This is a genomic window from Pseudomonas sp. EB271-G4-1 (assembly GCF_058791355.1).
In genome coordinates this window covers 1-25766 of record NZ_JBYTEO010000024.1, presented here as the reverse complement: position 1 = coordinate 25766, position 25766 = coordinate 1, and the positions used below count along the sequence as shown (strand labels likewise).

Genomic DNA, 25766 nt, shown 5'->3' with positions numbered 1-25766 from the left:
CATTCACGGCGCCGGGCGCGCCACGGGGAGCAGACATGCTGGAAAGGCTGTTTCAACTCAAGGCACATAACACCAACGTGCGGACCGAGATTCTGGCGGGCGTCACCACCTTCCTGGCCATGGCCTACATCCTGTTCGTCAACCCGAGCATCCTCGGCGAGACTGGCATGGACAAGGGCGCGGTGTTCGTCGCCACCTGCCTGGCAGCCGCCATCGGCTCCGCGGTCATGGGCCTGATTGCCAACTACCCGATCGCGCTTGCGCCGGGCATGGGCCTGAATGCCTTCTTCACCTACACCGTAGTCCTGCACATGGGCCATACCTGGCAAGTGGCGCTGGGTGCGGTATTCATCTCGGCCGTGTGCTTCTTCCTGCTGTCGATCTTCCGCATCCGTGAGTGGATCATCAACAGTATCCCGCTGCCGTTGCGTTCGGCCATTGCCGCCGGTATCGGCCTGTTCCTGGCGCTGATCGCCCTGCACAACGCCGGCATCGTGGTCAGCAACCAGGCGACCATGGTCGGCCTCGGTGACCTCAAACAACCGGCACCGATCCTCGCGACCCTCGGCTTCGCCCTGATTGTTGCCCTTGAAGCCCTCGCCGTGCGTGGTGCGGTGCTGATCGGTATTCTGGTGGTGACCATTGTTTCCATCCTGATGGGCTTCACGCCGTTCGGCGGCGTGATGTCGATGCCGCCGTCGCTGGCTCCGACTTTCCTGCAACTGGACATCAAGGGCGCACTGGACATCGGTCTGGTCAGCGTGATCTTCGCCTTCCTGTTCGTCGACCTGTTCGACAACTCCGGCACCCTTATCGGCGTCGCCAAGCGCGCCGGATTGATGGGCAAGGATGGCCACATGCCGAAAATGGGCCGCGCACTGATCGCCGACAGTACCGCCGCGATGGCCGGCTCCCTGCTGGGCACCTCGACCACGACCAGCTACATCGAATCCGCCGCTGGCGTGAGTGCGGGTGGTCGCACTGGCCTGACCGCCATCGTCGTGGCGATCCTGTTCCTGCTGGCACTGTTCTTCTCGCCGCTGGCAGCCAGCGTTCCCGCGTTCGCCACGGCGCCGGCACTGCTGTTCGTCGCCGTATTGATGACATCTGGCCTGGCCGAAATAGACTGGGACGACATCACCGTCGCCGCGCCGGTCGTCATCACCGCGCTGGCCATGCCGTTTACTTATTCCATTGCCAATGGCATCGCCTTCGGTTTCATTGCCTGGACCGCCATCAAGCTGATGTCCGGTCGTGGCCGTGAGCTGAATTCGGCGCTGGTGATCCTGTCGATCCTGTTCGTGATCAAGCTCGGTTGGTTCAACGCATGACTTTTGATTCCCAGGCCTACGCCGTCCAACTCGAAGACAAGGTCACGCGTTTGCGTGACCTGTTGGCACCATTCGATGCACCGGAGCCGGTCGTCTTCGACTCGCCGCTGCAGAATTTCCGCCTGCGCGCCGAGTTCCGCCTGTGGCGCGAAGCCGGTGAGCGTCACTACGCGATGTTTTCCCAGGAAGACAAGCGCACGCCAATCCTGATCGAAGAGTTCCCGATCGCCAGCCAACGCATCAATCAGTTGATGCCGCAGCTCAAGGCCGCGTGGCAAGCCAGTGCCGCCCTGAGCCACAAGCTGTTTCAGGTGGAGTTCCTGACCACCCTGGCCGGCGATGCGATGATCACCCTGTGCTACCACCGCCCGCTGGACGAGCACTGGCACACAGCGGCCTCGAAACTGGCTGCCGAGCTCAACGTCAGCGTGATTGGTCGGTCGAAGGGCAAACGCGAAGTCATTGGTCACGATTACGTCGTCGAGAAACTTGAAGTCGGCGGCCGCACCTTCAGCTATCGCCAGCCCGAAGGTGCCTTCACTCAGCCAAACGGCACCGTGAACCAGAAGATGCTCAACTGGGCATACGACGCGCTGGGTGATCGCGCAGACGATTTGCTGGAACTGTATTGCGGCAACGGCAACTTCACCCTGCCGCTCGCCACCCGCGTGCGCAAAGTGCTGGCGACCGAAATCAGCAAGACCTCGGTCAATGCCGCGCTGAGCAACCTCAGTGAAAACGCTGTGGACAACGTCACCCTGGTGCGCCTGTCTGCCGAGGAACTGACCGAAGCGCTGAACGAAGTGCGACCGTTCCGTCGCCTGCACGGCATCGACCTCAAGAGCTATGAGTTCGGCAGTGTCTTCGTCGACCCGCCCCGTGCCGGCATGGACCCGGACACCTGCGAGCTGACCCGACGCTTCGACAACATCCTGTACATTTCCTGCAACCCGCAAACCCTGGCGGACAACATCGCCCAACTGCACGACACCCACCGCATCACCCGATGCGCAATGTTCGACCAGTTCCCGTGGACGCATCACATGGAATCCGGGGTGTTGCTGACCCGTCGGTGATTGCAGAGGCCACAAACAAATCAGCCGTCATCACGACGGCTTTTTTGTGCCTGTTCAAAGGACGACATCGGCCTTGCGTGGACGTCCACCTTTTCTGCCATTGGCCCGAGCGGCTTCGGATTTTGCGCTGCTAATCTGGCGGCCATTGCGTGAGGCAATTACCGAGGCTGCCATGGCCATCAAAGACTGGCTCGCCGAAATCATGCCTGCGAGAGAGACATCCAGGTCTTTTTCTTCATGACACAGAGCAGTACCGTCGAAACCAACAGTCAGGCCGGCAAAATCCTTGGCCTCGAAATCATCGAACTCAGAATAATTCGCAACGGGCAGCAAGATGCCACCGCCATCTTCGAAGGTTATCGCCAGATACGGTGCCAGGAAGGTAACCGCCGTTGCTTGCAGGCCAGAGCTTCTGCGTGATTTCCCCCGCTCAATGGCTTCGTCCACGCCACGTTCTGTTATCGGCGTGTCTGCCTGAACTTTGGCCTTTACCGTTTTCATAACTCGATCTCCACAACTTCGTGCATACCTATCAGAGATAAGCGCGTCTTGTTCGTTTCAGATTCGTAGTGAGCTGATCCAATCATGTTGGTTGTACTGACAATTCCCTTCACCACAACGACTTCGTTGCTCTGCCAATCCCACAATTGATTTTCAAGACAGACCGTTCCGATCTTTCGCCACCAGATGCCACGCGCGCGCAACAAATGGACAGGTTGTTTGAGCGACTGACGCAAACCCTCAAGCACCGCAGCGGGTGGCCGGCGCGATAACGGAATGACGTCCCAGAGTTCGACATTGTTGTGCCAAAAGCTGAACTTGAATCGCGCACTCCACGCTCCAGCCTTCACATGCGCATGAGGTGGACAATGTTCATCACGCAACATGATCCGGACTGAAAGCCCCTTGTAGCTGTATATCTTCATGCTAACCCATCCGTTAGGTTATTGAGCCAGCAGGCTCGACATTCCCTGGTAAATCCGACCACCGGCACCTGGCGCTGAGTACTGAGTTCTCGTCTGAGCCTAGCGCTCAAGCTTGCGATCGGCGTGATGAACATCTCCGAAGAATCGTAAGCAATCCTTTCCTTGCCCCCACAAAAAAGCCGTCACAAAGGACGGCTTTTCAGTCTCGGGCCCACAATCACCCCGGCTGATTTTTCCGAAATTCAGTCGTGGTAATCCCCTTATACCCCCAGTTATCGGTATCGACTTCCTCGATCACGATGTGGGTCAGCTCCGGCGGCTTGCCGAGGACGCGCTGCAAGGTCTCGGTGATCTCGGCGATGACTTGGGCTTTCTGCTCCCGGGTTACGCCGTCACGGGTGATGCGTACGCTGACGAAAGGCATGCTGCTTCTCCTGCTCGCTCATTAAGTGAAGCTGACTGTATCTGCGTACGGGCATTTGATAAATACTCATTCACAGACTTCATTTGATCCCCGGTGTAATCAATCATGCAGCGACAATTCGACGATCTTCAACTGGGCAGCATCGAGCTGTTTTGCCTGGCTGCCGAAGCTGGCAGCTTCACTGCCGCCGCGCTGGTGGCAGGGGTCACGCCGGCCGCGGTGAGCCGCTCGGTGTCGCGCATGGAAGAACGCCTGGGCGTGCGGCTGTTTGCGCGCACCACTCGCAGCGTAAACCTGACCGACAGTGGTCGGCGCTACTACGAAGAATGCCGCCAGGCATTGGCACAACTGGTGGAAGCCCAGCGCGAAGTCATGGGCCAGCAACAGGTACCGTCAGGCACCCTGCGCATCAGTATCCCGACCACCTATGCCCATCACCGCATCCTGCCGTTGCTACCTGCCTTTCGTGCGCGTTTTCCGGCGGTGAAGGTCGAGTCGCACATCAGTAACCGCAACATCGATTTCGTTGGTGAAGGCTATGACATGGCGATTCGCGTGCGCGCGATTCCCGATTCCGGCCTGATCGCCCGGCAACTGGAAGACGCCGCGCTGGTGATGATTGCCAGCCCTGAATACCTCAAGCGTGCCGGTACGCCGCAAACCCTCGACGACCTGCAACAGCACGAATGCATTCAGTACGAACTGCCCAGCAGTGGCCGACGCATTGCCTGGCTGTTCAGCGACAACGGCGTGCAACGGGAGATTCTGGCCGAGGGCAACTTCGTTTGTTCCGACGATGTGTTAGGTGGCGTCACCCTGGCGAAACATGGTGCAGGGTTGTTTCAGACCTATCGCTTTATCGTCGAAAAGGAATTGGCCGATGGCTCGCTGGTGGAAGTGCTCAAACCTTATGGGGGGCGTTCCCGGCCGTTTACCCTTCTCTACCCGCAAAGTCGCCACATGCCCCTGCGGTTACGGGCATTCATTGATTTCCTGGTCGAGCATTTGCCTCGTTAAAAGATCGCAGCCCGCGGCAGCTCCTCCAGGGAACGGGTTTCAAATATAGAGGCACCGCAGGCTTCGATCTTTTTTGTCCGATCACCGCACACATTACGCCCACCAGCGGGCTGTCCAATTGACCATATTAACCATCTGGTACATTTTATCTCCACAGGCTGAAACATCGGCCAATGCCAAAAATAATATGTGGAGAACACTGATGCCCCCTATCATTCTGGTACTCAACGGCCCGAATCTGAACCTGCTTGGCACCCGCGAACCGGCGACCTATGGCCATGAAACCCTGGCAGATGTTTCCGCGCTGTGCGGCCAAGCCGCCGAAGAGTTCGGCCTGGCGGTGGAGTTTCGCCAGACCAACCACGAAGGCGAACTGCTCGACTGGATTCATGCCGCCCGCGGCCGTTGTGCCGGGATCGTGATCAATCCCGCCGCCTGGACGCACACCTCGGTGGCGATCCGCGACGCGCTGGTCGCCAGCGAACTGCCGGTGATCGAAGTGCACCTATCCAACGTTCACGCCCGCGAGCCTTTCCGTCACCACTCCTTCGTCTCGGCCATTGCAACGGCGGTAATGGCTGGCTTCGGTAGCCATGGCTATCGCCTGGCCCTGGAGCATTTCAGCCAGCGTCTGAAGGGGCAAGCAGCATGAACCAGAACCAAACGGTATTGGCCGGACTGATCGGCGCCGGCATCCAGGCGTCCCGTACCCCGGCGCTGCACGAGCACGAGGGCGACGCCCAGGGCATGCGTTATCTCTATCGACTGATCGACCTCGATCAGTTGCAACTCGACAGCAACGCCCTGCCCGACCTGTTGACGGCCGCCGAGCGCATGAACTTCACTGGCCTGAACATCACCTTTCCGTGCAAGCAGGCGATCATCCCGCTGCTCGACGAGTTATCGCCAGAAGCCCGGGGCATTGGCGCGGTGAACACCGTGGTGCTGAAGGACGGCAAGCGCATCGGCCACAACACCGATTGCCTGGGGTTTGCCGAAGGTTTTCGCCGTGGTTTGCAGGGCGTTGCCGTTGAGCGCGTCGTACAAATGGGCGCCGGTGGCGCTGGCGCGGCCGTGGCTCACGCGTTGCTGAGCGAAGGCGTACGACAATTGAGTATTTTCGATGTGGAAATCAGTCGCGCGCAGAGCCTGGCTGACAATCTCAACCAGCATTTCGGCAGTAACCGCGCAGTGGCCGGCCATGATTTGGCACTAACCCTGGCCGAGGCTGATGGCCTGGTCAATACCACCCCCATGGGCATGAAAAAACTGCCAGGCATGCCGGTGCCGGTCGAGTTGCTTCGGGCTCAATTGTGGGTGGCGGAGATTGTTTACTTCCCGCTGGAAACCGAACTGCTGCGCAATGCCCGCGCACTGGGCTGCCGTACGCTCGATGGCGGGAACATGGCCGTGTTCCAGGCGGTGAAGGCGTTCGAATTGTTCAGCGGCGTGGTGCCGGATGCGCAGCGGATGCTGGAGCATTTCCAGAGCATGAATGGCTGATGCAATTTATAGGAGCCAGCTTGCTGGCGATGGCGATCATACAGACGCTATCGCCAGCAAGCCGGCTCCTACAAAGGAGATTCACCCAGCTTAATTACGCCTTCAGGTATCTCAGAACGGACTCGCAAATCATCTCCCGATGACGCTGCTTGATGCTTTCGTCCGGCAAGTCGATCTGGAAGATCTCGCCGAAGGTATGGCGGTTCGACACGCGATAGAAGCAGAACGAACTGATCAGCAAATGCACGTCCAGCGGGTCGAGGCCGGTGCGGAACAGCCCCTGTTCGGCACCGCGACGCAGGATCTCGCCCAGTGAATCGAGGATGGTGTTGTTCATCGCCTTGATCGCATCGGAGCGCTTCACGAATTCGGCGTTGTGAATGTTCTCGATGCTGACGATACGCACGAAATCGACATTGCGATCATGGTGATCGAAGGTGAACTCCACCAGACGCCGAATCGCCTCCACCGGCGCCAACTCCGCCAGGTGCAGGCGATTTTCGGTGCTGCGGATATCGCCGTAGAGTTTCTCCAGCACCTCGACGTAGAGCTGCTCCTTACTGCCGAAGTAGTAATAGATCATGCGCTTTGACGTGTGGATGCGCTCAGCGATGGCATCGACGCGAGCCCCGGACAGCCCTTGCTGAACGAACTCGACTATCGCTTCTTGCAAAATGTTCTCCCGGGTTTTCTCCGGGTTGTTCTTGCGACTCTTGCGCGGCTCGGCAATCGGTTGATCAGTTGCTGCGGAGAGTTCTGAAGTTATTGTCATTGCGGGCTCACGGCCATCACTGCACAGGCTGGCGATTATGAGCCGCGCCGCACAGTGAAGGAAGCCGTGCGGCAGCGGTTTGTCGGCGTAGTTACGATTTTCCTACAACTTTGCCTGACGCACGGCACCGCTGCGGGATTTGGCCATGGCCGCCAAGCGTACCGCCACGTTGGCCGCACCGTAACCGGCATAACCGTTCTTGCGCTGAATGATCTCGAAGAAAAACCGCCCCTCGAACGGCTCGGTGTAAACGTGGAACAGTTCACCGCCCTGGGCATCACGGTCGTACAGCACGTTGTAATAGGCCAGCTCGCTAAGGAATTCGTCATCGAAATCGAAGCGTGCCGCCAGGTCATCGTAGTAGTTGAGCGGAATATCCAACAGCGGCACACCTGCCGCTTTCGCCCGACTGACTTCGGCAAAGATGTCGTCGCAATCAAACGCGATGTGGTGCACGCCGGAGCCGCGATAACTCGACAACGCGTGTGAAATGGCGGTATTGCGGTTTTCGGAAATATTCAGCGGCAGACGGATCGAGCTGTCGCGACTGCGCAGCGCGCGGCTCTTCACCAGACCATAGGGATCGGGCAGCACCACTTCGTCGTCAGCCTCGAAATCCAGCAGGCTCTTGTAGAACAGCACCCAACTGTCGAGGCTGTCGGCGGGCAGCGCCATGGCCATGTGGTCGATGCGCTTGAGGCCGCCGCTGCTCACCGCAGCCGGCTGCAGGTTGAAGTCGGTCCCATAGACATCGGCGTCTTGATCGACGAGGTAAATCAGGCTGCCATCCGGCGCGCGCACGGCGGCCAGTTCCAGTTCATTGGGGCCGACCAGTCCGCGATACGGCTGGCCTTTGTAGGCCACCGCCCGGGCCAGCGCGCTGGCACTGTCCTTGACTCGCACGGCAGTGGCGCACAGCGATGGTCCGTGCGCCTCGAAAAAACTGTGGCCGAACGAGTAAGGTTCCGAGTTGAGGATCAGGTTGATATCGCCCTGGCGCAGCAGGCTGACGCTCTTGGAGCGATGCTGCCCGGCCTTGACGAAACCCAGCCGCTCCAGCCAATGGGAGAGCTTGGCGCCAAGGCTTTCGTCCACGGCAAATTCGAGAAACTCGATGCCGTTGTATTCGCTGGCCTTCGGTGTCTCGAACAGGATGTCGGGGTTGGCGACAGGCTTGGCCTCCTGGGCCAGGCGTTCGCGGGTTTTTTCTTCCAGGTACAACAACGAGCGCAAACCGTCAGCGGCGTTGGCCCGTGGCGGTGCGGCGCGGAAACCGTCGTTGAAAATCTCGAGCGACAATGGCCCGGTGTAGCCACTCTTGATGATCGGCGCGAGGAAACCAGGCAAATCGAATTCGCCCTGGCCCGGGAAGCAACGGAAATGCCGGCTCCACTCGAGCACATCCATGGCCAGGATCGGTGCATCGGCCATTTGCACGAAGAAAATCTTGTCGCCGGGAATCTCGGCGATAGCACTCGGATCGCCCTTGAGCGACAGCGTATGGAAACTGTCGAGCAACACGCCGAGGCTCGGGTGATCGGCCTGACGGACGATGTTCCAGACTTGCTGGTAGGTGTTTACGTGACGCCCCCAAGCCAGCGCTTCGTAACCGATGCGCAGACCGCGCGCGCCAGCGTGTTCAGCCAGCAGGCGCAAATCATCGACTAAAACCTGTTCATCACCGATGGAATCGGCCGAGGCGTTGCTGCACACCAGCACCAGGTCGGTGCCCAGCTCCTGCATCAGGTCGAACTTGCGCTCGGCCCGCTCCAGATTGCGTGACAAGCGATCACGGCGGCAGCCTTCGAAGTCCCGAAACGGTTGAAACAGGGTGATGGCGATCCCGAGATCGGCACACATCTGTTTAATTTCCCGCGGGCTGCCGTCGTAGTAGAGAAGGTCGTTCTCGAAGATCTCGACGCCATCGAAACCGGCGGCGGCAATGGCTTCGAGTTTTTCCGGCAGGGTACCGCTCAAGGACACGGTGGCAATGGAACGCTGCATTTTTTCGACTCCCGGTGGTGGAGGCAATCTTGTTAGGGGCATCGCACGCTTGGCTCTGTGTAGGAGCTGCCGGAGGCTGCGATCTTTTGACTTGGCTTATTAAGATCAAAAGATCGCAGCCTTCGGCAGCTCCTACGGAGATCGCGTTTAGCTTTGAGTGAATTATTGGCTGCACGATCTCACACAGCAATTTAAAGTGTACTACCCAGTTAGTTTTGCGTGCGATTATCGAACGAAATGGGCTTTAGCGAATTGACGATTTTTTGCTCAATGCGCAACATCAACACCACATTGAGTCCGGTCAACCACCGACGGCCTCAGTTACCAACGACCCTGAACACCACATAAAAATTTCAAAAACCGGGTATATGCTCATGCGCTCATTCAACGCCTCGTTCACTCGAACCACCGTCATTACGCCCTGCCTGGCGTCCATCCGAACCTTGCGCACCGCCGGCACTCCCGTGCCGCTCGCTGAATAAACCGTCAGACGACGAAACCAGCCGATCAGTCCTGTGCCCATCGCCATCGATTGATCACGCGCCCTTGAAGTCCCGACGAGCCTTGCTTGTCAGTCATTGAACGGATGGCACACATGAATCCTACACCTAGCTCACGCATGGCTCCGGCCATGAGCGCTGCCTCTGGCGGCATCGGCGACAAAATCCGCGGCGCCATGGCTGTCGGCAAAACCCGTTGGGGCATGCTGGCACTGGTGTTTTTTGCCACCACCCTGAACTACATCGACCGCGCCGCCCTGGGCGTCATGCAGCCCATCCTGGCCAAGGAAATGAGCTGGACGGCGATGGACTACGCCAACATCAACTTCTGGTTCCAGGTCGGCTATGCCATCGGTTTCGTGCTGCAAGGCCGCTTGATCGACCGGGTTGGCGTCAAGCGCGTGTTCTTCTGCGCCGTGCTGCTCTGGAGCCTGGCGACCGGCGCTCACGGCCTGGCCACTTCGGCGGTCGGCTTCATGGTCTGCCGCTTCATTCTCGGCCTGACTGAAGCCGCTAACTACCCGGCCTGTGTGAAAACCACGCGCCTGTGGTTCCCGGCTGGCGAGCGCGCCGTGGCCACCGGCATTTTCAACGCCGGTACCAACGTCGGTGCAATGTTCACTCCGATGCTGCTGCCGCTGATCCTCCATGTATGGGGCTGGCAGGCTGCGTTCCTGTGCATGTCGGCACTGGGCGGGATCTGGCTGCTGTTCTGGGGCCTGAAGTACTTCAACCCGGAAGATCACCCACGCGTCAAACAATCGGAACTGGACTACATCCAGAACGAAGTGGAGCCGGAACAAGCCCGCGTCCCCTTCTCGAAAATCCTGCGCATGCGCGGCACCTGGGCCTTCGCCCTCGCCTACTCGATCACGGCGCCGGTGTTCTGGTTCTACCTGTACTGGCTGCCACCGTTCCTCAATCAGCAATACAACCTGGGCATCAACGTGACCCAGATGGGCATTCCGCTGATCATCATCTACCTCACCGCCGACTTCGGCAGTGTCGGCGGCGGGATCCTGTCCTCGTTCCTGATCGGTCGCGGCGTCAACCCAATCAAGGCGCGCCTGATGTCCATGTTCCTGTTCGCCTGCTGCATCATCGGCGTGATCATGGCCGCCGGCTCCAGCAATCTGTGGGTGGCGGTAGCCGCGATCTCCTTGGCCATCGGTGCGCACCAGGCCTGGACCGCGAACATCTGGAGCCTGGTGATGGACTACACGCCCAAGCACATGATGAGTACCGTGTTCGGCTTCGGCGGCATGTGTGCGGCGATTGGCGGGATGTTCATGACCCAGTTGGTCGGCCACATCCTGACCATCACCAACAACAACTACACCTTGTTGTTCACCCTGATCCCGGCGATGTACTTCATCGCGCTGACCTGGATGTACTTCATGGCACCGCGCAAGATCCCGAAAGTAGAAGACTGATGTTCCCTCGGCGCAGGCCCGGATTCGGGCCTGCGCTTTTTTTGTGCCTGTTTTTTATGAATCCGTGAATGTTCGTTCATCGCCAAGGAGGTGAAACCATGTCGCCAGGTCACTTGAGCATCGCCAAGCGCGCCACGATCAGCTTCGGCCTCATCGCCTTGCTGGTCCTGTTGCAAGGTTTGTTCGCTCTCAAGCAGGTCGCCGAAGTACGCGCCACCGGCCAGCACACCGAGAACGTCTCCCTGCCCAGCACCCGTTATCTGGGTGAAATTCGCGACTACGTCCTGAGCATTCGCGTACTCAGCCTGCGCATGGCGCTCAATCGCGAGCCCAAGGTGCTCGACGCGACCGTCACGCGCCTGCATCAAGTGCAGGGCTGGCTTGCCCAGGCACTGGAAAAGTTCACCCCGCTCGTAGGCGACTACAACCGGGTGCCGTACGAAAATTTCGTGGCGACGGTCACCCGCTACCGCGAGGCGCTGGCGCAATACGAACGCCTGTCGCAGGCAAACCGCCTCGACGAAATGACCGCACTGCTCAATGGCGAAATCCAGGACTACTCGACTCGCAGCGGCGACCAGTTCGCCGAACTGGTCGCGCTTACCGCCGACGAAGTCAGTCAGTCCGCCGCGCAAGCCGACACGCTCTATGGCCAGGTGAAAATCACGGTGATCGGGGCCTTGCTGGGCGTGTCGCTGCTGACCGTTATGCTCGCCTGGCTGCTGATCCGCAGTATCGTGGTGCCCATCCGCCAGGCGGTGGCAGTGGCCGAGCAAGTGGCGGCCGGCGATCTCGGCACACCGATACACAGCCAGGGTGGCGATGAAACCGCGCGCCTGCTCACCGCCCTGTCGATCATGCAGACCAGCCTGCGCGAAACCCTGCAGCGAATCAGCACCGCGTCGAACCAGTTGAATGCAGCCGCCGAGCAAATGCAGCAGAGCACCCACGAGGATTCCGGGCGACTGCAGCAGCAACACAACGAAATCGAACAAGCCGCCACCGCGGTCAATGAGATGACGGTCGCGGTGGAAGAAGTCGCACGCAATGCCGTGTCGACGTCTGACAGCACGCGTCAGTCGACACAGCAGGCCAGCCAGGGCCAGGTGCGGGTCATCGAGACACTGGACTCGATTCAGGCCATGAGCGCCGATGCCGGCATCGCCCTGCAACAGGTACAAACCCTGGCCGAGCAATCCCGGGAAATCGGCAAGGTGCTCGACGTGATTCGCGCCATCGCCGAACAGACCAACCTGCTGGCGCTCAATGCCGCGATCGAGGCGGCACGGGCCGGGGAAGCCGGGCGTGGTTTTGCGGTGGTCGCCGATGAAGTGCGCGCACTGGCCCATCGCACCCAGCAATCGACCCGGGAAATCGAACAGATGATCGGCCGGGTCCAGGGCGATACCGAGAGTGTGGTGCAGTCGATGCATGGCAACAGTCAGCGCGTCGCCGCCACCCTGTCGATTGCCGAAGAAGCTGGCCTCGCGCTGGCGCAAATCACCCGGGCCATGGAGCAGATCCACGAGCGCAACCTGGTGATCGCAAGCGCATCGCAAGAGCAATCCGCCGTGGCCCGCGAAGTGGACAGGAATCTGCTGAACATCCGCGACCTGTCACTGCAAAGTGCCGATGCTTCGACCCGCACGAGCGCCACCAGCCAACAACTGTCGCAATTGGCTGCAGGCCTGCAGAACCTGGTGCTGCGCTTCAGGTTCTGAGTGACCTCAACGGCGGCTTTGTTGCCATGCCGCCGCCAGGCCACTGCAGCAAATTATGGCGATCCCGACGATGGTGGTGAGGGTCGGCGTGTGGGAAAACAGCAGCCAGCCCAGCAGGCCGGCAAACACGATCTGGCAATAGCTGAAGGGTGCCAGCAAGGCCGGCGCCGCATGACGGAAGGCCTGGGTCAAGAACAGGTGCGCGGTCATGCCGCAGGCACCCAGCGCCAGCATCATTGCGCCGTGCAGCAAGGTCGGGACCTGCCAGAAGAACGGCACCAGTGCACTCATGACCAAGGTGTTGCACAGCCCGGCAAAAAAGTTGCTGGTGGTCGGGCTGTCGATCTCACTGAGCTTGCGGGTCAGCAGTTGGTAGAAGCAGAAAAACAGCGCCGAGCACAATGGCAGCAGCACCGCCGGGGTGAACAAATCACCACCGGGATGGACGATGACCAGCACCCCGATAAACCCGCAAATCACCGCCAGCCATTGGCCTCGGGTGACCTTCTCCCCCAGCAACGGCACCGACAATGCCGTGACCAGCACCGGCGCCAGGAAGTTGACCGAGGTTGCCTCGGCCAGCGGGATGTACATCAACCCCGTGGTGAAAAACAGGCTGGTACCCAGCAGGCACAACGCCCGAACCAGTTGCAGCAGCGGCCGCTTGGTACGCAGCACGCGCAGCCCGGATTGCGGCAGGAATATCCCCGCCATCAGCAAGGTATGCACCACATAACGCGCCCAGACCACCATGACAATCGGATAGAACCCGGAAAGGTACTTCGATATGGCGTCATGGCTGGAAAACAGGAAGGTTGCGACAACGATCAGCAGGATCCCTTTGAAGGGTTTGTTGACGCCGGAAAGCGGGGTGCTGACGGTCATTGGGGTTCCTTTGTGTACATCAAAAGTCAAAGCCTCACAGGCAAGCCACGCCCCCAGGAATCAGCAAAGAATCTGTGGGAGCGTGGCTTGGCCTGGGCGGCACTCCGACGATAGGTGCGCAGCACCGCTTACAGCCGCGCCAACAATTCGCGGGTTTTATCCAACGCCATTTGCGCTCGTTCCAATCCGCTCACGCCCTGCTCAAGCAGTCGCACGGTGGGAATCTCCAGGCTCAATGGAATGTTAGCCGGCAAACACCGCAACAGCCCCGGCAGATCACAATCGCCGTCGCCGGGAAAACGCCGTTCATTACGCGCCTGCCGCAAGATCTCTGCCATGTCTTGCGGCCTGGGACCCGCCACGTCACACAACTGCGCATACCGTAACCGCGAGGGGGCAACCCTGGCCAGATCTTCCAGCCGCGATCCAGAGCGATCGAAGTGAAAGGCGTCGACCAGCACCGCCGCGTTTTCGCGCTCAGCCTTTTCCACGATGCGCACGGCTTGCTGCAAATCGCGCGCGTCGGTCCAGGGCATGAACTCCAGGTGCGGATGCAACCCGTAAGGCGCCGCCAGATCACACAGCCGGGCAAAATTCTCTGTCATTCGTTGCTCGTCAGGATCGTTACCCGCCACCAGCAATTCACTGGCACCGAATTCGGCACCCACTGCCAGCACCCGCTCGAAATCGGCAACAACGGTGTCCGGTTTCAGCCGCAGGATCTCGACATCCAGGACACGAATGCCGGTATCGCGCAGACGTGCCAGGGTCTGGCGCCGCAGCTCTTCATCGGCCACCAACGCGAAATGGTGTTCCTCTGGCGTCGCTGGCACCAGGCGTAAGCCGACATGACTGTAACCGGCCCGTGCCGCGACTTCGACCATGTCCGGTGGTGACAACTCCAGCACAGTCAGACTGGCCAGGGAAAAGATTCGTTCACTCATGGTCAATCCTCGATCAAGGCCGGTGCGCAGGCGCGCCCGGTTTCAGCGGCTTGGCGAATCGCCTCGACCAGCGCCAGGGTGCGGGCTGCATCGGCGGCACTCACCAGCGGTTCGACTTCCCCACGCGCAACGCGCACGAAGTGTTGCAACTGCAAGCGCAGCGCTTGATCGACACTGAAAGGCTCGTCAGTCGAGACCAGGGGTTGATGCCATCCACCGTCCGCTTGCGTGTAGTGCCAACGCTTGAGCTGCGGGATGCTCAGCGCCCCAGTGGTTCCCGCCAGCAAATAGCACGGTTGATCGGCCTGGCGCGGATACACCGGGTTCTCCCCCGAGCTCAGCTCCCAGCTCCAGGGTGCCGCCACCGCATCGGACCCGGTCAGGCTGCCCAGCGCACCGTTGTCGAATTGCAACAGCACCGCCGCGCAATCCTCATTGGCAAACCCCCGAACGGAATTACTGGTGATGGCCTGCACCTGGCGAACTTCACCACACAGATGCCTGAGCAGATCCAGGTCGTGGATCAGGTTGGTCAACAACATGCCCGCACCGGGTTCACGGCGCCAGGCCGTTTCGAAATAGCTATCGGGCTTGCGCAATTGCCAGAGAGCGGTGACGGTGCTCAATCGGCCCAACGCGCCGCTGTGGACAAGTTCATGGGCGCGGACGATCAACGGATTGTGGCGTCGATGATGACCGACCAACACCGCAACACCGCTCGATTTAGAGGCAGTCACCAGCTCACGGGCCTCATCCAGGTGCACGCCCACCGGCTTTTCCAGCAACACCGGTACGCCGGCAGCCAGGCAATCGAGTGCGGTGTTGACGTGCAGCACGTTCGGGTTGGCGATAATGACGGCCGCAGGCTTCGCCTGCTCCAGCATCTGAAGACGATCGGCGAAATACTCCACCCCCCATTCCTTCGCGAGACCCGATGCGTGCGGACCGGGGTCGGCCACTGCGCACAAAGTCGCTTCATTGAGGGTTTTCAGCTGCTGGTAATGCTGTTGGCCCATATTGCCAGTGCCGATAAGGGCTATTCGCAATGGTGAACTCAAGGTGCGGTCCTCTTGTGATTGTTGTTGAAAGGTTCGACATCAACAATTTAGAACCGAGTTCCAGATTCTTACACACGCGCACATTGAAAGTGTTCGAACAGCGCACAGCTTTAAAAAGCTCAACACAGATCAAATGTGAGAGCGGGCTTGCTCGCGAATGCGGTGTGTCATACAGCTTAAATATTGACTGACGCTCCGTCGTTCGCGAGCAAGCCCGCTCCCACAGGGGTTTTGTAGAGGCTTTAGCTAAATAGTTCTGAGGCCAGACTCGCGGCCGACAACTCCTCGGTAAACGCTAACAACAACGGTGCCAATTCATGCAGCCGCGCCCCCGGCATCCGCGCACTCGGCCCGGCGATGCTGAGCACGCCGATCACCCGGCCATCACCGGGATGACGCACCACCGCGGCAATCGCCGAGGTACCTACCGCAGAACTTTCCTCGACACAGGCGTAGCCCTGCTCCCGTGCCAGACGCAAGCGTTCAAGCAATTCAATGTTGGACCTTGGGGCATTCGGGCCTAGCTCCAGCGGCGGGGCCGCTGCCTGGCGCTCCACCAGCGACAACGCTTCGGCATCGCTCATGCACGCCAGCCAGGCATGGCCGGAAGCGGTATAGAACAGCGGCGCATCCCGGCCCATATCGGGGTCATAACGCAGGCCGGAACGAGCCCCCTGGGACTTGGCGATCCAGGTCTGGCGCTCGCCTTCGATCACTCCCAGACGCACCAGTTCGCCGGTTTCCTGAGCCAACCGGTCGAGCACCGGTTGCACGATATCGGCGCCGCTGCTCGACAGATAGCGGAAACCCATCGCCACCAACCGGGTCGACAAGTGGTAGCGCAAATTTTCTGGATTCTGCCGCACGTAGCCGAGGCGGATCAGCTCGGCAAGCAAGCGGTGGGTAGCACTCTTGGGGATGTCCAACTGCTCCGCCAGCACCTGCATCGGCAGGCCACGAGGGTCGCTGGTGAGGCTTTCCAGCACACTGAAAACACGTTCGATCTGACTGCCAGCCATGGGGATGTCCACGCAAAATTTGTTCGATTCTAGAAGAGAACCTGAGGAATGCGAAATCTGGAACTGCCCGTGCGATAACCGCCCGTTTTATACAGTTCAGTCTTGCCGCCCCTCTTTCTGTCTCATATATTTTCTGGAATTCAATTCCAAAATAAACCACAGCGGAGTTTCAAACCATGCCTGCCCAACCGTACTGCTCCCCCGACATCGATTGCGATGTGCTGATTGTCGGCTCCGGTGCGGCGGGCCTGGCAACAGCCGTGACGGCCGCTTGGCATGGCCTGAAAGTGATAGTGGTGGAAAAGGACCCGGTTTTTGGCGGCGCCACCGCCTGGTCCGGTGGCTGGGCGTGGGTACCGTGCAATCCCCTGGCCCGACGGGCCGGCATCGTCGAAGACGTTGAACAACCGCGCACTTACTTGAAACACGAACTGGGTGATCGCTATGACCCGGCAATGATCGACGCCTTCCTTGAAGCCGCTCCGCGCATGGTCACGTTCTTCGAACAGCACACCTCGCTGCAATTCGCCGATGGCAACGCGATTGCCGACATTCACGGCGACACGCCGGGCGCCGGTACCGGTGGGCGTTCGGTGATCGCCGCGCCTTATGACGCGCGCAACGTCGGCAAGCTGCTCAAGCGCCTGCGCAAAACCATGCGCGAAACTTCCTTCATGGGCATGCCGATCATGGCGGGCGCAGACCTTGCCGCGTTTCTCAACCTGACCCGTTCGTTGCCGGCGGCCTGGCACGTTACCCGACGTTTCACTCGCCATCTGCTCGACCTTGTCGTGCATGGCCGGGCGATGCAACTGGTCAACGGCGTGGCGCTTGTAGCGCGCCTGGCCAAATCCGCCGACGATCTTGGCGTGTTGCTGTGGGAATCAGCCCCCGTTACTGAGTTGTTGCGCACCAACGATAGGGTACAAGGCGCGGTGGTTCGCAATGCAAAGGGTTCGATCCGTATCAACGCAAGCAGGGCGGTGGTGCTCGCGGCCGGCGGTTTTGCCAATGACGTCGAACGGCGCAAGTCCCTCTTCCCCCGTACACCAACCGGACACGAACACTTGGCACTGCCGCCCCTCGGCGTGTCTGGCGATGGCCTGCGGCTGGGCGAGAGCGCCGGCGCCAAAGTCGATACCAACCAGGCATCGCCGGTGGCCTGGGCTCCGGTTTCACGAGTGCCATACCGTGATGGCAGTATCGGCCACTTCCCGCACATCATCGAGCGCGGCAAGCCTGGAATCATCGGTGTGCTGAGCAACGGTCAACGCTTCGTCAACGAAGCCAACGGCTACTACGACTATGTGACAGCCATGGTCGCCAGCGCCCCGCCCGGCGAAGAAGTGGCCTCCTGGCTGATCTGCAGCCATGGCTTTCAACGACGTTATGGCCTGGGTATTTCCCGGCCGTTTCCGGTGCCGCTGTCATCCTTTATCCGCAGTGGTTATCTGAAAACCGGCAAGACACTGGAGGAATTGGCACAGGCTTGCGGCATCGACCCGGTCGGCTTGCGCACCACCGTGTCGGACTACAACCGCCACGCGCGCAACGGCCAGGACCCGCAGTTCGGACGCGGCTCAACGCCCTATAACCGCAAACAGGGTGATGCGCTGCAGCAGCCCAACCCTTGCGTTGCGCCGATCGAGCAAGGACCGTTCTATGCGGTGAAAGTCGAACCGGGTTGTTTCGGCACCTTTGCCGGGCTCAAGGTCAATCAACACGCCCAGGTCCTCGACGACTCGGGCCAGGTCATCACCGGCCTTTACGCGGCGGGAGGCGACATGGCCAGCATCATGGGCGGCCACTACCCTGCTGGCGGCATCAACCTGGGGCCGGCGCTGACGTTCGGCTACATCGCCGCGCGTCATATCGCCGGCGTCACTGCTTATGAAAAGGAGATCGACTATGCAGCACATCGTTAACGCACAGGGTTTGAACATGCCCAAGCTCGGCCTCGGCACCTGGCCGATGCTCGGTGAAGCGTGCACGCGAGCAGTGGAACAGGCCCTGGCGCTGGGTTATCGACACATCGATACCGCTGCTGCCTACAACAATGAGGACGCTGTCGGTCAGGCGCTGCTGAACAGTCCGACACCCCGAGAACAAATCCACGTCACCAGTAAGGTCTGGTGGGACCAGTTACAACCCGACGCCATGCGCCATTCCATGGACCGCAGCCTCAAGGCCTTGCACAGCGACTACATCGACCTTTTCATGATCCATTGGCCCAGCACCGATTGGGACTTGCCGCGTACGATCGAAACCCTGGTGTCATTCAAGGAGCAAGGGCTGGCGCGCAATATTGGCGTGGCGAATTTTCCGCTCCCCCTGCTGCGCACCGTCGTCGAGGAACTCGCCGCGCCGTTGTCCGCCATTCAGGTCGAGTACCACGTGCTGCTTGGGCAAAACGCACTGCTGGACTACGCCCGTCAACACGATCTGGCACTGACGGCTTATTCGCCGCTGGCACGCAACAGGGTGACGGAGGTTCCGGTTATCCAACAGATCGCCGCCAAGCACGGGGTATCGCCGACCCAGGTCGCACTCAAATGGCTGCTGGATCAACCCAACGTGGCAGCTATCCCCAAGGCCAGTAGCGAGGCCAACCAATTGGCCAACCTGGCAGCGCTTGCCGTCAACCTGGATGATCAGGACCGTGCGCTGATCGCCGGCCTGTCCAAGCGCGAGCGTCTGGTCAGTCCGGACTTTGCACCGGTGTGGGACGCGTTCGATCGATAACCGCGAAAAAGCCACTTTCATTGTGCGACACCTGCCGCAATGACTGTGGCCTCACCAAACCTTACACATTTCACCCACACGCCTTTGCCAGTGCGGTTATTCATAGACCGGCGCTATACGCCCCATCAATCTATGAGAGACCGTCAACATGCTATGGAACAAGGCAAGACGCAGCAAAAACGTGAACGACATACGCAAGGGCAAGGATGCCCGCACGCTTACAGGGACCACATTGGCCGCTGGGCTGGCCGCCGTCGCCCTGGCCAGCGTCGGGCTCTATTCGACACTGGACACGCCAGCAGACGCTACCAAGCTCGAACCTTCGTACACCCCGGATCGCCCCCTCCCTCAACCATCGATCGAGACTGAAGTAGATCTGCAGTTAACGTTTGTCCAGTCGGTGCTGGGCGATACCGAAGACACCTGGAACCAACTGTTCGCGCAAATGGGCCGGCAATATCCACATCCCACCCTGACACTGTTCAACAATGGTGTGGTCTCGGGCTGTGGTTTCGCCAGCTCCGGCAGTGGCCCGTTCTATTGCCCGGGCAATCGGCAGGTGTATCTCGACCTCGAATTTTTCCGCACGCTTGAGCAGCAGTTTTCAGTGGTCGGTGACTTCGCGCGCGCCTACATCATCGCTCACGAAATCGGGCATCACGTGCAGCTTGAGCTGGGCCTTTCCGAACCGTTCGAAAAAGCCTTGCTCGAGCAACAACCCGTCAGTGGCGATGGCGGGCTGGAAGTGCGTGCGGAGTTGCAGGCCGATTGCCTGGCCGGTGTCTGGGCGCACCATGCGCAACAGCGCCTGGACTGGCTGGAGCCGGGGGATATTGAAGCTGCACTGCATGCGGCGGCAATGTTCGGAGACGACCAGTTGCAGGCAGCGCGCAATGCCCAGATTCGCCCAGAGACCTTCAGCCACGGCACTTCTCTGCAGCGCGTGAATTGGTTCAAGACCGGTTTCGCCACAGGCCTGCCGGATGCCTGTGACACCTTCATTGCCGAGGTGCTGTGATACCCGCCCGTCAATGAAGCCTCTAATGTCGCGGCCTGGATAGAACCGCTGCCGCTCATGGCTGTCTGACGACCGGACTGGCGCCGCTCCAACTGAGCAGCAACACTCATCCCACGGTTCTTTACCCGCAACATCAGAGGATTCCCACATGCTATGGAAAAAAGGCCGACGCAGCGACAACGTGGTCGATGCCCGTGGCGATGATGTCGGCGGCGGTGGCGGCGGGATGCGTTTTGGTGGCGGCAAGGGCCTGAGCCTGACGGCGATCCTACTGATAGTGGGCATCGGCTGGATCACCGGCCAGGATCCGATGCAGATTCTCGGACAACTGACCGGGCAGATGAGCGAACAATCGGCGCCCACCACGTCGCAGACGCGCAAGGCGCCACCGGCCACTGATGAAGGGGCCGAGTTCGTCCGCTCGATTCTCGGTGATACCGAAGACACCTGGCGCCAGATTTTCCAGCAGGCGGACCGGCAATATAAGGATCCGACCCTGGTGCTGTTCAGCAATCGGGTCAATTCGGCCTGCGGACTGGCGACATCGGCAACCGGCCCCTTCTATTGCCCCGCAGACCAGAAGGTTTATCTGGACATGACCTTCTTCCAGGAGATGTCGCAGCGTTTTGCCGCCGCGGGCGATTTCGCCCAGGCCTATGTGATCGCTCACGAAGTCGGTCACCACGTACAAACCTTGCTCGGTGTTTCGGCAAAGATCCAGGCTGCCCGCCAGCAAGGCCGGCAGATGGAAGGCGATGGTGGGTTGCTGGTGCGCCAGGAACTGCAAGCCGATTGCCTGGCCGGAGTCTGGGCCAACAACGCGCAGAAGCGCCTGAACTGGTTGGAGCCGGGCGATATTGAAGAAGCGTTAAACGCTGCGAACGCCATCGGCGACGATCGTTTGCAGCAACAAGGTCAGGGCCGTGTGGTGCCGGACTCGTTTACCCATGGTACGTCAGCGCAACGGGTGCGCTGGTTCAAAACCGGATTCGCCCAGGGCCAGGTTGGCCAGTGCGATACCTTTGCTGCGAAAAATCTGTAAATGAAAAAGTGGTGGTTAGTCTTACTGTTTACCTGCACAACATCCCAGGCTGCGGAGCATGGGGTCAAGGAAATCAGCCCCGGGCGCCTGTTGTTAAAGTCCGGTGAAATAGCGGTGGGCATCAGCCCGGCCCCGCCAAAAATCGAGCGGGTATTGATCATCGTCCATGGGCGCTTGCGCAATGCGCAAACCTACCTCCAGAGCGCCGAACGCGCGGCCGAACTGGCCGGGCAAAGCGCTACGACCCTGGTGATCGCGCCGCAATTTCTTAATGAAGACGACGTTGCACAGCACCCGGTAGCGGACACCGTCTTGCGCTGGCAAGGCAATGAATGGATGGCTGGCGGTGAATCCACAGCCCCCTTTCGCCTGAGCTCCTACGAAGCGCTGGACGAAATCATTGCCCGCCTGGGTGATCGCCAGCAATTTCCGGACTTGAAGCAAATCGTCATTGCCGGTCATTCGGCGGGCGCTCAAGTGGTTCAGCGCTACGCCTTGCTGGGCCACGACCAGCCCGCCTTGGAAACTGCCGGCGTGCAGGTGCGCTATGTGATCGCTAACCCCTCTTCCTACACCTATTTCGATGAGCGTCGGCCAGTGGCCTTCAGTCATGCGGGTTGTCCGCAATTCAACCGCTGGAAATACGGCCTGACAGATCTACCTGCCTATGCAGAAGGACAAACTGCCGCGCTGCTGCAGGAAAAGTACCTCAAGCGCAACATCGTTTATCTGCTGGGGCAGCAGGACGTCGACCCGAACCACCCGGCGCTGGATAAATCCTGCGAGGCTAAGGCTCAGGGGCCGTATCGATTGGCCCGGGGGCGCTACTACTTCGCTTACCTGAAGCGGCTGCAACCCCAAGGGCTGCAGCAGCAATTGATTGAGGTGCCCGGGGTCGGGCATAACGGGGATGGGATGTTTACTTCACCGCAGGGGCAGCAGGCGTTGTTTCCGTAGGAGCTGCCGCAGGCTGCGATCTTTGCCCCTTAAAAATCACACCGACAGCATCTGCCGCAACTCGACACAATCGCTCGCATGCCAATCGGTCAACTCCGGCCACGGATTATCCGGCAGGTTGACCAACACCGTCCGCGCTCCCGCCGCACGACCGCAATCAAGGTCGAAACGGTAATCACCGACCATCACCATATCGCTGGCCGACACCTTCCAGGCTTCGGCCAGTTTCAGCAATCCTCCTGGATGCGGCTTCGGTGGCGCCTCATCGCGACCCAACACATCTTCTACCGCAAAGCAGTCGGCCAGGCCGATAGCCTCCAGCGTGACATGCGCAAGTTCACGGGCATTGCGCGTGAGAATGCCCAGGCGATAACCGCGCCCGGCCAATTCACGCACCAACTCCACAGCCCCCGGGGCCGGTTTCGAACCTAGCGCCAGATCGCGCTCGTGCTCGAGCAGCCAGGCGTGTTTGGCGCTGGCTTCATCGGCCGGCAGCGCCGCCAGATGCGTCAGGATGTCGGCTTCAGGCGGGATCGCCAACGCGATGCGAATCGCTGCGAAATCATGCACAGCCACCGTCAGGGTGCCGTCCATGTCGAACACCCAATGACGTACGTCGGCCAGGCTCATGCCCAATCCTTGCGATGGCGAATCAGGCCTTCCTGGGTGACCGAGGCCACCAGTTGCCCGGCGCGGTTGAACACGCTGCCACGGGAGAAGCCGCGAGAGTTGCCGGCCCATGGGCTGTCCATCGCATACAGCAACCAGTCATCGGCGCGCAGGTCGGCGTGGAACCACAATGCGTGGTCGAGGCTGGCGACCTGCATGTCCTTGTGCCAGACCGATTTGCCGTGGGGCAGCATCGAGGTGGTCAGCAGACCGAAGTCCGAGGCGTAGGCCAGCAGATACTTGTGCAATGCCGGAGAGTCGGCCAAGGCGCCGTCGGCGCGAAACCAGACGTATTTGATCGGATCGCTGGCTTTCGGGTTGTAGGGATCTTCCGCGGTGACGGGCCGGAATTCGATCGGTTTCGGGCACAGCAGTTTTTCACGCATGTGCTCGGGGATCAGGTGAGCGCGTTGCTGGGTCAGTTCCAGTTCCGATGGCAGGTTTTCCGGTCCGACCACTTGCGGCATTTGGGTCTGGTGCTGGAAACCTTCTTCGTCGTACTGGAACGAGGCGCTGCAGGTGAAGATCGGCTGGCCTTTCTGGATCGCCGTGACCCGGCGAGTGCTGAAACTGCCGCCGTCGCGCACGCGGTCCACGGAATAAACCACTGGTAACTTGGCATCGCCCGGGCGCAGGAAATAACCATGCAGCGAATGCACATGGCGCGCCTCTTCAACGGTCTGACTAGCTGCCGACAGCGACTGACCGAGCACCTGGCCGCCGAACAGCTGACGAAAACCCAAGTCCTGGCTACGGCCGCGGAACAGGTTTTCTTCGATCGATTCCAGGCTCAGCAGGTCAACCAGATCATCCAACACTTGGCTCATTCAGACTCTCCTCACACAACGCAATGCCGCGCAGTCCTGGCTGCGTCGGTCGATTCACTTTCTGGCCCGTGCCAACATAGGGGCCATTGTAAACGTCCGTGCCAGGTTATCCATGCAAGGTTTGCAGCCATTGTTCGCGGCTGATGCGATACAGCACGTGGTGACGCAGGGGATGATCGAGGGCAAGCCTGGGATGATCGAAATCATCGGCCGGATCGTGTTGCATGCCGATCGCCTGCATGACTTTCTGCGACGGCAGGTTGCCGACCGTGGTAAAGGACACGACTTCATTCAGAACCAGGCGATCAAACCCGCAGCGTAGAGCGGTCCATGCCGCTTCGCTGGCATAACCCAGGCCCCAATGCTCGCGCGCCAGGCGCCAGCCGATTTCAATGGCCGGTGTGAAAGGCGCGTCGAAACCGACCACGCCCAGACCGGTAAAACCGATGAACTGGCCGGTGTCTTTGCGCTCCAGCGCCCAGAAGCCAAAACCGTGCTCGGCAAAGTGCTCGCGAACCCTGCCAATCAACGAGGCACTTTCCAATCGACTCAAGGGTGCGGGAAAATAGCGCATGACCTGTGGATCGGCGCACATCGCGGCAAACTCCGGCAAATCCTCATCGCGCCACTGCCGCAATAGCAATCGAGCGCTCGCCAGTTCGAGTATCGGCTCCATCGTTCCCCCCCCAATTCCATGCCGCCAGTCTACAACGCTGGTAGGATCCTTCACTCATTGCGCAACGAAATCATCATGCCACTGCCGCTGATCTACCACGAAGACTACAGTCCCGAGTTCCCGGCGGATCACCGCTTTCCCATGGACAAGTTTCGCCTGCTGCGCGATCACCTGGTGGACAGCGGTCTCACGCGCGACGCCGACCTGCTGCGCCCACAGTTGTGCCCAACGGACATTCTCGCCCTCGCCCATGACCCTTCGTATATCGAGCGCTACATGAGTGGCGACTTGTCCCGCGAGGACCAGAGGCGGCTCGGCCTGCCCTGGAGCGAAGCCCTGGCCCGGCGCACGGTGCGCGCGGTCGGCGGTTCGTTGCTGGCGGCGGAGCAGGCGCTGGAACATGGCCTGGCCTGCCACCTGGCGGGTGGCACCCACCATGCGCATTACGATTACCCCGCTGGCTTCTGCATCTTCAACGACCTGGCGGTGATCAGCCGTTTCCTGCTGGAGAGTGGCCGGGTCAATCGGGTGTTGATCTTCGACTGCGACGTGCATCAGGGCGACGGCACTGCACGTATTCTGCATGACACTCCAGAGGCGGTGACCGTTTCCCTGCACTGCGAAAAGAACTTTCCCACACGCAAGGCCGAAAGTGACTGGGACATCCCGCTTCCCAACGGCATGGGCGATGCCGATTACCTGAAAGTGGTGGACGATGCGCTCAACTACCTCTTGCCCCTCTATCAGCCGGACCTGGTGCTGTATGACGCGGGTGTCGATGTGCATAAGGATGATGCGCTCGGTTACCTGAAGCTGACAGACCAAGGCGTCGCCGCTCGCGATGAAGCCGTCATGCGCCATTGCCTGGGCCGCGATATCCCGGTGGTCGGCGTGATCGGCGGCGGGTACAGCAAGGACCGCCAGGCCCTCGCCCGCCGCCATGGCATCCTGCATCACAGCGCCGAGCGGGTCTGGCAGTCATCAGGCTGTCACTGAGTTGTGGATGCTTTACCCACAATGCCTGTGGAACCGCCTGTGGATAACCTGAGTGAAAGGGACTACAGACCATGCGGGGTGTGGGCTGCGGAGCGGTGGTTGTTTTTTAACCAGCCTCAATAACGCCAACGAAACCTTTGTGGGAGCGAGCCTGCTCGCGAAGGCGGCAGCACATCCAACCATGATGCGTCTGACATAACGCATTCGCGAGCAGGCTCGCTCCCAC

General features: G+C 60.1%; 25 protein-coding genes and 1 pseudogene. 14 read left to right on the top strand and 12 right to left on the bottom strand.

Going from position 1 to position 25766, the window contains the following annotated elements; genetic code table 11:
* Positions 1-35 precede the first annotated feature (35 nt).
* The gene (locus AC3WWR_RS13935; RefSeq protein ID WP_020798687.1) at positions 36-1331 is read left to right on the top strand and encodes an NCS2 family permease; all 1296 of its coding nucleotides are present in this window, start codon (positions 36-38) and stop codon (positions 1329-1331) included.
* On the top strand, positions 1328-2407 hold the full coding sequence (trmA, locus tag AC3WWR_RS13930) for a tRNA (uridine(54)-C5)-methyltransferase TrmA (RefSeq protein ID WP_020798689.1): 1080 nt from the start codon (positions 1328-1330) through the stop codon (positions 2405-2407). The genes AC3WWR_RS13935 and trmA overlap by 4 nt, the downstream gene beginning before the upstream one ends.
* 54 nt (positions 2408-2461) lie before the next feature.
* Here the strand turns inward: trmA and AC3WWR_RS13925 are convergent, their stop codons facing one another.
* The 3 genes from AC3WWR_RS13925 to AC3WWR_RS13915 form a co-directional block, all read right to left on the bottom strand.
* Positions 2462-2908, bottom strand: coding sequence for a DUF2442 domain-containing protein (locus AC3WWR_RS13925; RefSeq protein WP_020798690.1), 447 nt, complete (start codon positions 2906-2908; stop codon positions 2462-2464).
* Positions 2905-3333 carry a hypothetical protein gene (locus AC3WWR_RS13920; RefSeq protein WP_033040932.1) on the bottom strand — a complete coding sequence of 143 codons (429 nt, stop codon included), beginning with the start codon at positions 3331-3333 and terminating at the stop codon, positions 2905-2907. Before AC3WWR_RS13920 ends, AC3WWR_RS13925 begins: the two co-directional genes overlap by 4 nt.
* A gap of 217 nt (positions 3334-3550) precedes the next feature.
* Positions 3551-3757 (bottom strand): tautomerase family protein, encoded by a 207-nt coding sequence (locus AC3WWR_RS13915; protein WP_020798692.1) that lies wholly within the window; start codon positions 3755-3757, stop codon positions 3551-3553.
* Positions 3758-3862: 105 nt separating this feature from the next.
* Here AC3WWR_RS13915 and AC3WWR_RS13910 point away from each other — a divergent pair, with 105 nt between their 5' ends.
* From AC3WWR_RS13910 to AC3WWR_RS13900, 3 genes are all read left to right on the top strand, one after another.
* Positions 3863-4774 (top strand): LysR family transcriptional regulator, encoded by a 912-nt coding sequence (locus AC3WWR_RS13910; protein WP_033040933.1) that lies wholly within the window; start codon positions 3863-3865, stop codon positions 4772-4774.
* Positions 4775-4976: 202 nt separating this feature from the next.
* A complete protein-coding gene (aroQ, locus tag AC3WWR_RS13905) occupies positions 4977-5426 on the top strand; it encodes a type II 3-dehydroquinate dehydratase (RefSeq protein ID WP_020798694.1) in 450 nt (149 codons plus the stop codon).
* On the top strand, positions 5423-6277 hold the full coding sequence (locus AC3WWR_RS13900) for a shikimate dehydrogenase (RefSeq protein WP_033040935.1): 855 nt from the start codon (positions 5423-5425) through the stop codon (positions 6275-6277). Before aroQ ends, AC3WWR_RS13900 begins: the two co-directional genes overlap by 4 nt.
* A 94-nt stretch (positions 6278-6371) precedes the next feature.
* On the opposite strand, the gene AC3WWR_RS13895 is transcribed toward AC3WWR_RS13900, so the two are convergent.
* Entirely contained in the window at positions 6372-7049 is a 678-nt protein-coding gene (locus tag AC3WWR_RS13895; RefSeq protein ID WP_033040937.1) for a TetR/AcrR family transcriptional regulator, read from the bottom strand.
* 102 nt (positions 7050-7151) lie between these two features.
* The gene (quiC, locus tag AC3WWR_RS13890) at positions 7152-9053 is read right to left on the bottom strand and encodes a 3-dehydroshikimate dehydratase QuiC (RefSeq protein ID WP_033040939.1); all 1902 of its coding nucleotides are present in this window, start codon (positions 9051-9053) and stop codon (positions 7152-7154) included.
* A 595-nt stretch (positions 9054-9648) separates the two neighbouring features.
* On the opposite strand from quiC, the gene AC3WWR_RS13885 reads away from it, so the two are divergent.
* From AC3WWR_RS13885 to AC3WWR_RS13875, 3 genes and pseudogenes are all read left to right on the top strand, one after another.
* Entirely contained in the window at positions 9649-10986 is a 1338-nt protein-coding gene (locus tag AC3WWR_RS13885) for an MFS transporter (protein WP_492598801.1), read from the top strand.
* 68 nt (positions 10987-11054) lie between these two features.
* Positions 11055-11852 (top strand): annotated as a pseudogene (locus AC3WWR_RS13880) (MCP four helix bundle domain-containing protein); the annotation flags it as partial.
* A complete protein-coding gene (locus AC3WWR_RS13875; RefSeq protein WP_492598810.1) occupies positions 11844-12707 on the top strand; it encodes a methyl-accepting chemotaxis protein in 864 nt (287 codons plus the stop codon). The pseudogene AC3WWR_RS13880 and the gene AC3WWR_RS13875, both read left to right, overlap by 9 nt.
* A 6-nt stretch (positions 12708-12713) precedes the next feature.
* Here the strand turns inward: AC3WWR_RS13875 and AC3WWR_RS13870 are convergent, their stop codons facing one another.
* The 4 genes from AC3WWR_RS13870 to AC3WWR_RS13855 form a co-directional block, all read right to left on the bottom strand.
* Positions 12714-13592 (bottom strand): DMT family transporter, encoded by an 879-nt coding sequence (locus AC3WWR_RS13870; RefSeq protein ID WP_020798701.1) that lies wholly within the window; start codon positions 13590-13592, stop codon positions 12714-12716.
* 128 nt (positions 13593-13720) lie between these two features.
* Positions 13721-14536 carry a sugar phosphate isomerase/epimerase family protein gene (locus tag AC3WWR_RS13865; protein ID WP_020798702.1) on the bottom strand — a complete coding sequence of 272 codons (816 nt, stop codon included), beginning with the start codon at positions 14534-14536 and terminating at the stop codon, positions 13721-13723.
* A 2-nt stretch (positions 14537-14538) separates the two neighbouring features.
* Positions 14539-15594, bottom strand: a complete 1056-nt coding sequence (locus tag AC3WWR_RS13860) for a Gfo/Idh/MocA family protein (RefSeq protein WP_432668599.1) — start codon at positions 15592-15594, stop codon at positions 14539-14541.
* A 242-nt stretch (positions 15595-15836) separates the two neighbouring features.
* Positions 15837-16613, bottom strand: coding sequence for an IclR family transcriptional regulator (locus AC3WWR_RS13855; RefSeq protein WP_020798704.1), 777 nt, complete (start codon positions 16611-16613; stop codon positions 15837-15839).
* 176 nt (positions 16614-16789) lie between these two features.
* On the opposite strand from AC3WWR_RS13855, the gene AC3WWR_RS13850 reads away from it, so the two are divergent.
* The 5 genes from AC3WWR_RS13850 (at position 16790) to AC3WWR_RS13830 (ending at position 22372) form a co-directional block, all read left to right on the top strand.
* Positions 16790-18538: an FAD-dependent oxidoreductase gene (locus AC3WWR_RS13850; RefSeq protein ID WP_432668600.1), complete on the top strand. Its 1749-nt coding sequence runs from the start codon at positions 16790-16792 to the stop codon at positions 18536-18538.
* On the top strand, positions 18522-19355 hold the full coding sequence (locus AC3WWR_RS13845; RefSeq protein ID WP_083349781.1) for an aldo/keto reductase: 834 nt from the start codon (positions 18522-18524) through the stop codon (positions 19353-19355). The genes AC3WWR_RS13850 and AC3WWR_RS13845 overlap by 17 nt, the downstream gene beginning before the upstream one ends.
* Before the next feature lie 148 nt (positions 19356-19503).
* On the top strand, positions 19504-20373 hold the full coding sequence (gene ypfJ, locus AC3WWR_RS13840; RefSeq protein ID WP_033043177.1) for a KPN_02809 family neutral zinc metallopeptidase: 870 nt from the start codon (positions 19504-19506) through the stop codon (positions 20371-20373).
* 148 nt (positions 20374-20521) lie between these two features.
* Positions 20522-21415 (top strand): KPN_02809 family neutral zinc metallopeptidase, encoded by an 894-nt coding sequence (gene ypfJ, locus AC3WWR_RS13835; protein ID WP_033043176.1) that lies wholly within the window; start codon positions 20522-20524, stop codon positions 21413-21415.
* Positions 21416-22372 (top strand): alpha/beta fold hydrolase, encoded by a 957-nt coding sequence (locus AC3WWR_RS13830; protein ID WP_020798709.1) that lies wholly within the window; start codon positions 21416-21418, stop codon positions 22370-22372.
* A 36-nt stretch (positions 22373-22408) separates the two neighbouring features.
* Here the strand turns inward: AC3WWR_RS13830 and AC3WWR_RS13825 are convergent, their stop codons facing one another.
* The 3 genes from AC3WWR_RS13825 to AC3WWR_RS13815 all read right to left on the bottom strand — a co-directional run bounded on the left by AC3WWR_RS13825 (position 22409) and on the right by AC3WWR_RS13815 (position 24544).
* Entirely contained in the window at positions 22409-23002 is a 594-nt protein-coding gene (locus tag AC3WWR_RS13825) for an HAD family hydrolase (RefSeq protein WP_020798710.1), read from the bottom strand.
* On the bottom strand, positions 22999-23868 hold the full coding sequence (gene tesB, locus AC3WWR_RS13820; RefSeq protein ID WP_020798711.1) for an acyl-CoA thioesterase II: 870 nt from the start codon (positions 23866-23868) through the stop codon (positions 22999-23001). Before tesB ends, AC3WWR_RS13825 begins: the two co-directional genes overlap by 4 nt.
* Before the next feature lie 106 nt (positions 23869-23974).
* Positions 23975-24544: a GNAT family N-acetyltransferase gene (locus AC3WWR_RS13815; protein ID WP_020798712.1), complete on the bottom strand. Its 570-nt coding sequence runs from the start codon at positions 24542-24544 to the stop codon at positions 23975-23977.
* A gap of 75 nt (positions 24545-24619) precedes the next feature.
* Between AC3WWR_RS13815 and AC3WWR_RS13810 the strand changes: the two genes are divergently transcribed.
* Positions 24620-25540 (top strand): histone deacetylase family protein, encoded by a 921-nt coding sequence (locus tag AC3WWR_RS13810; protein ID WP_033043192.1) that lies wholly within the window; start codon positions 24620-24622, stop codon positions 25538-25540.
* Positions 25541-25766 lie beyond the last annotated feature (226 nt).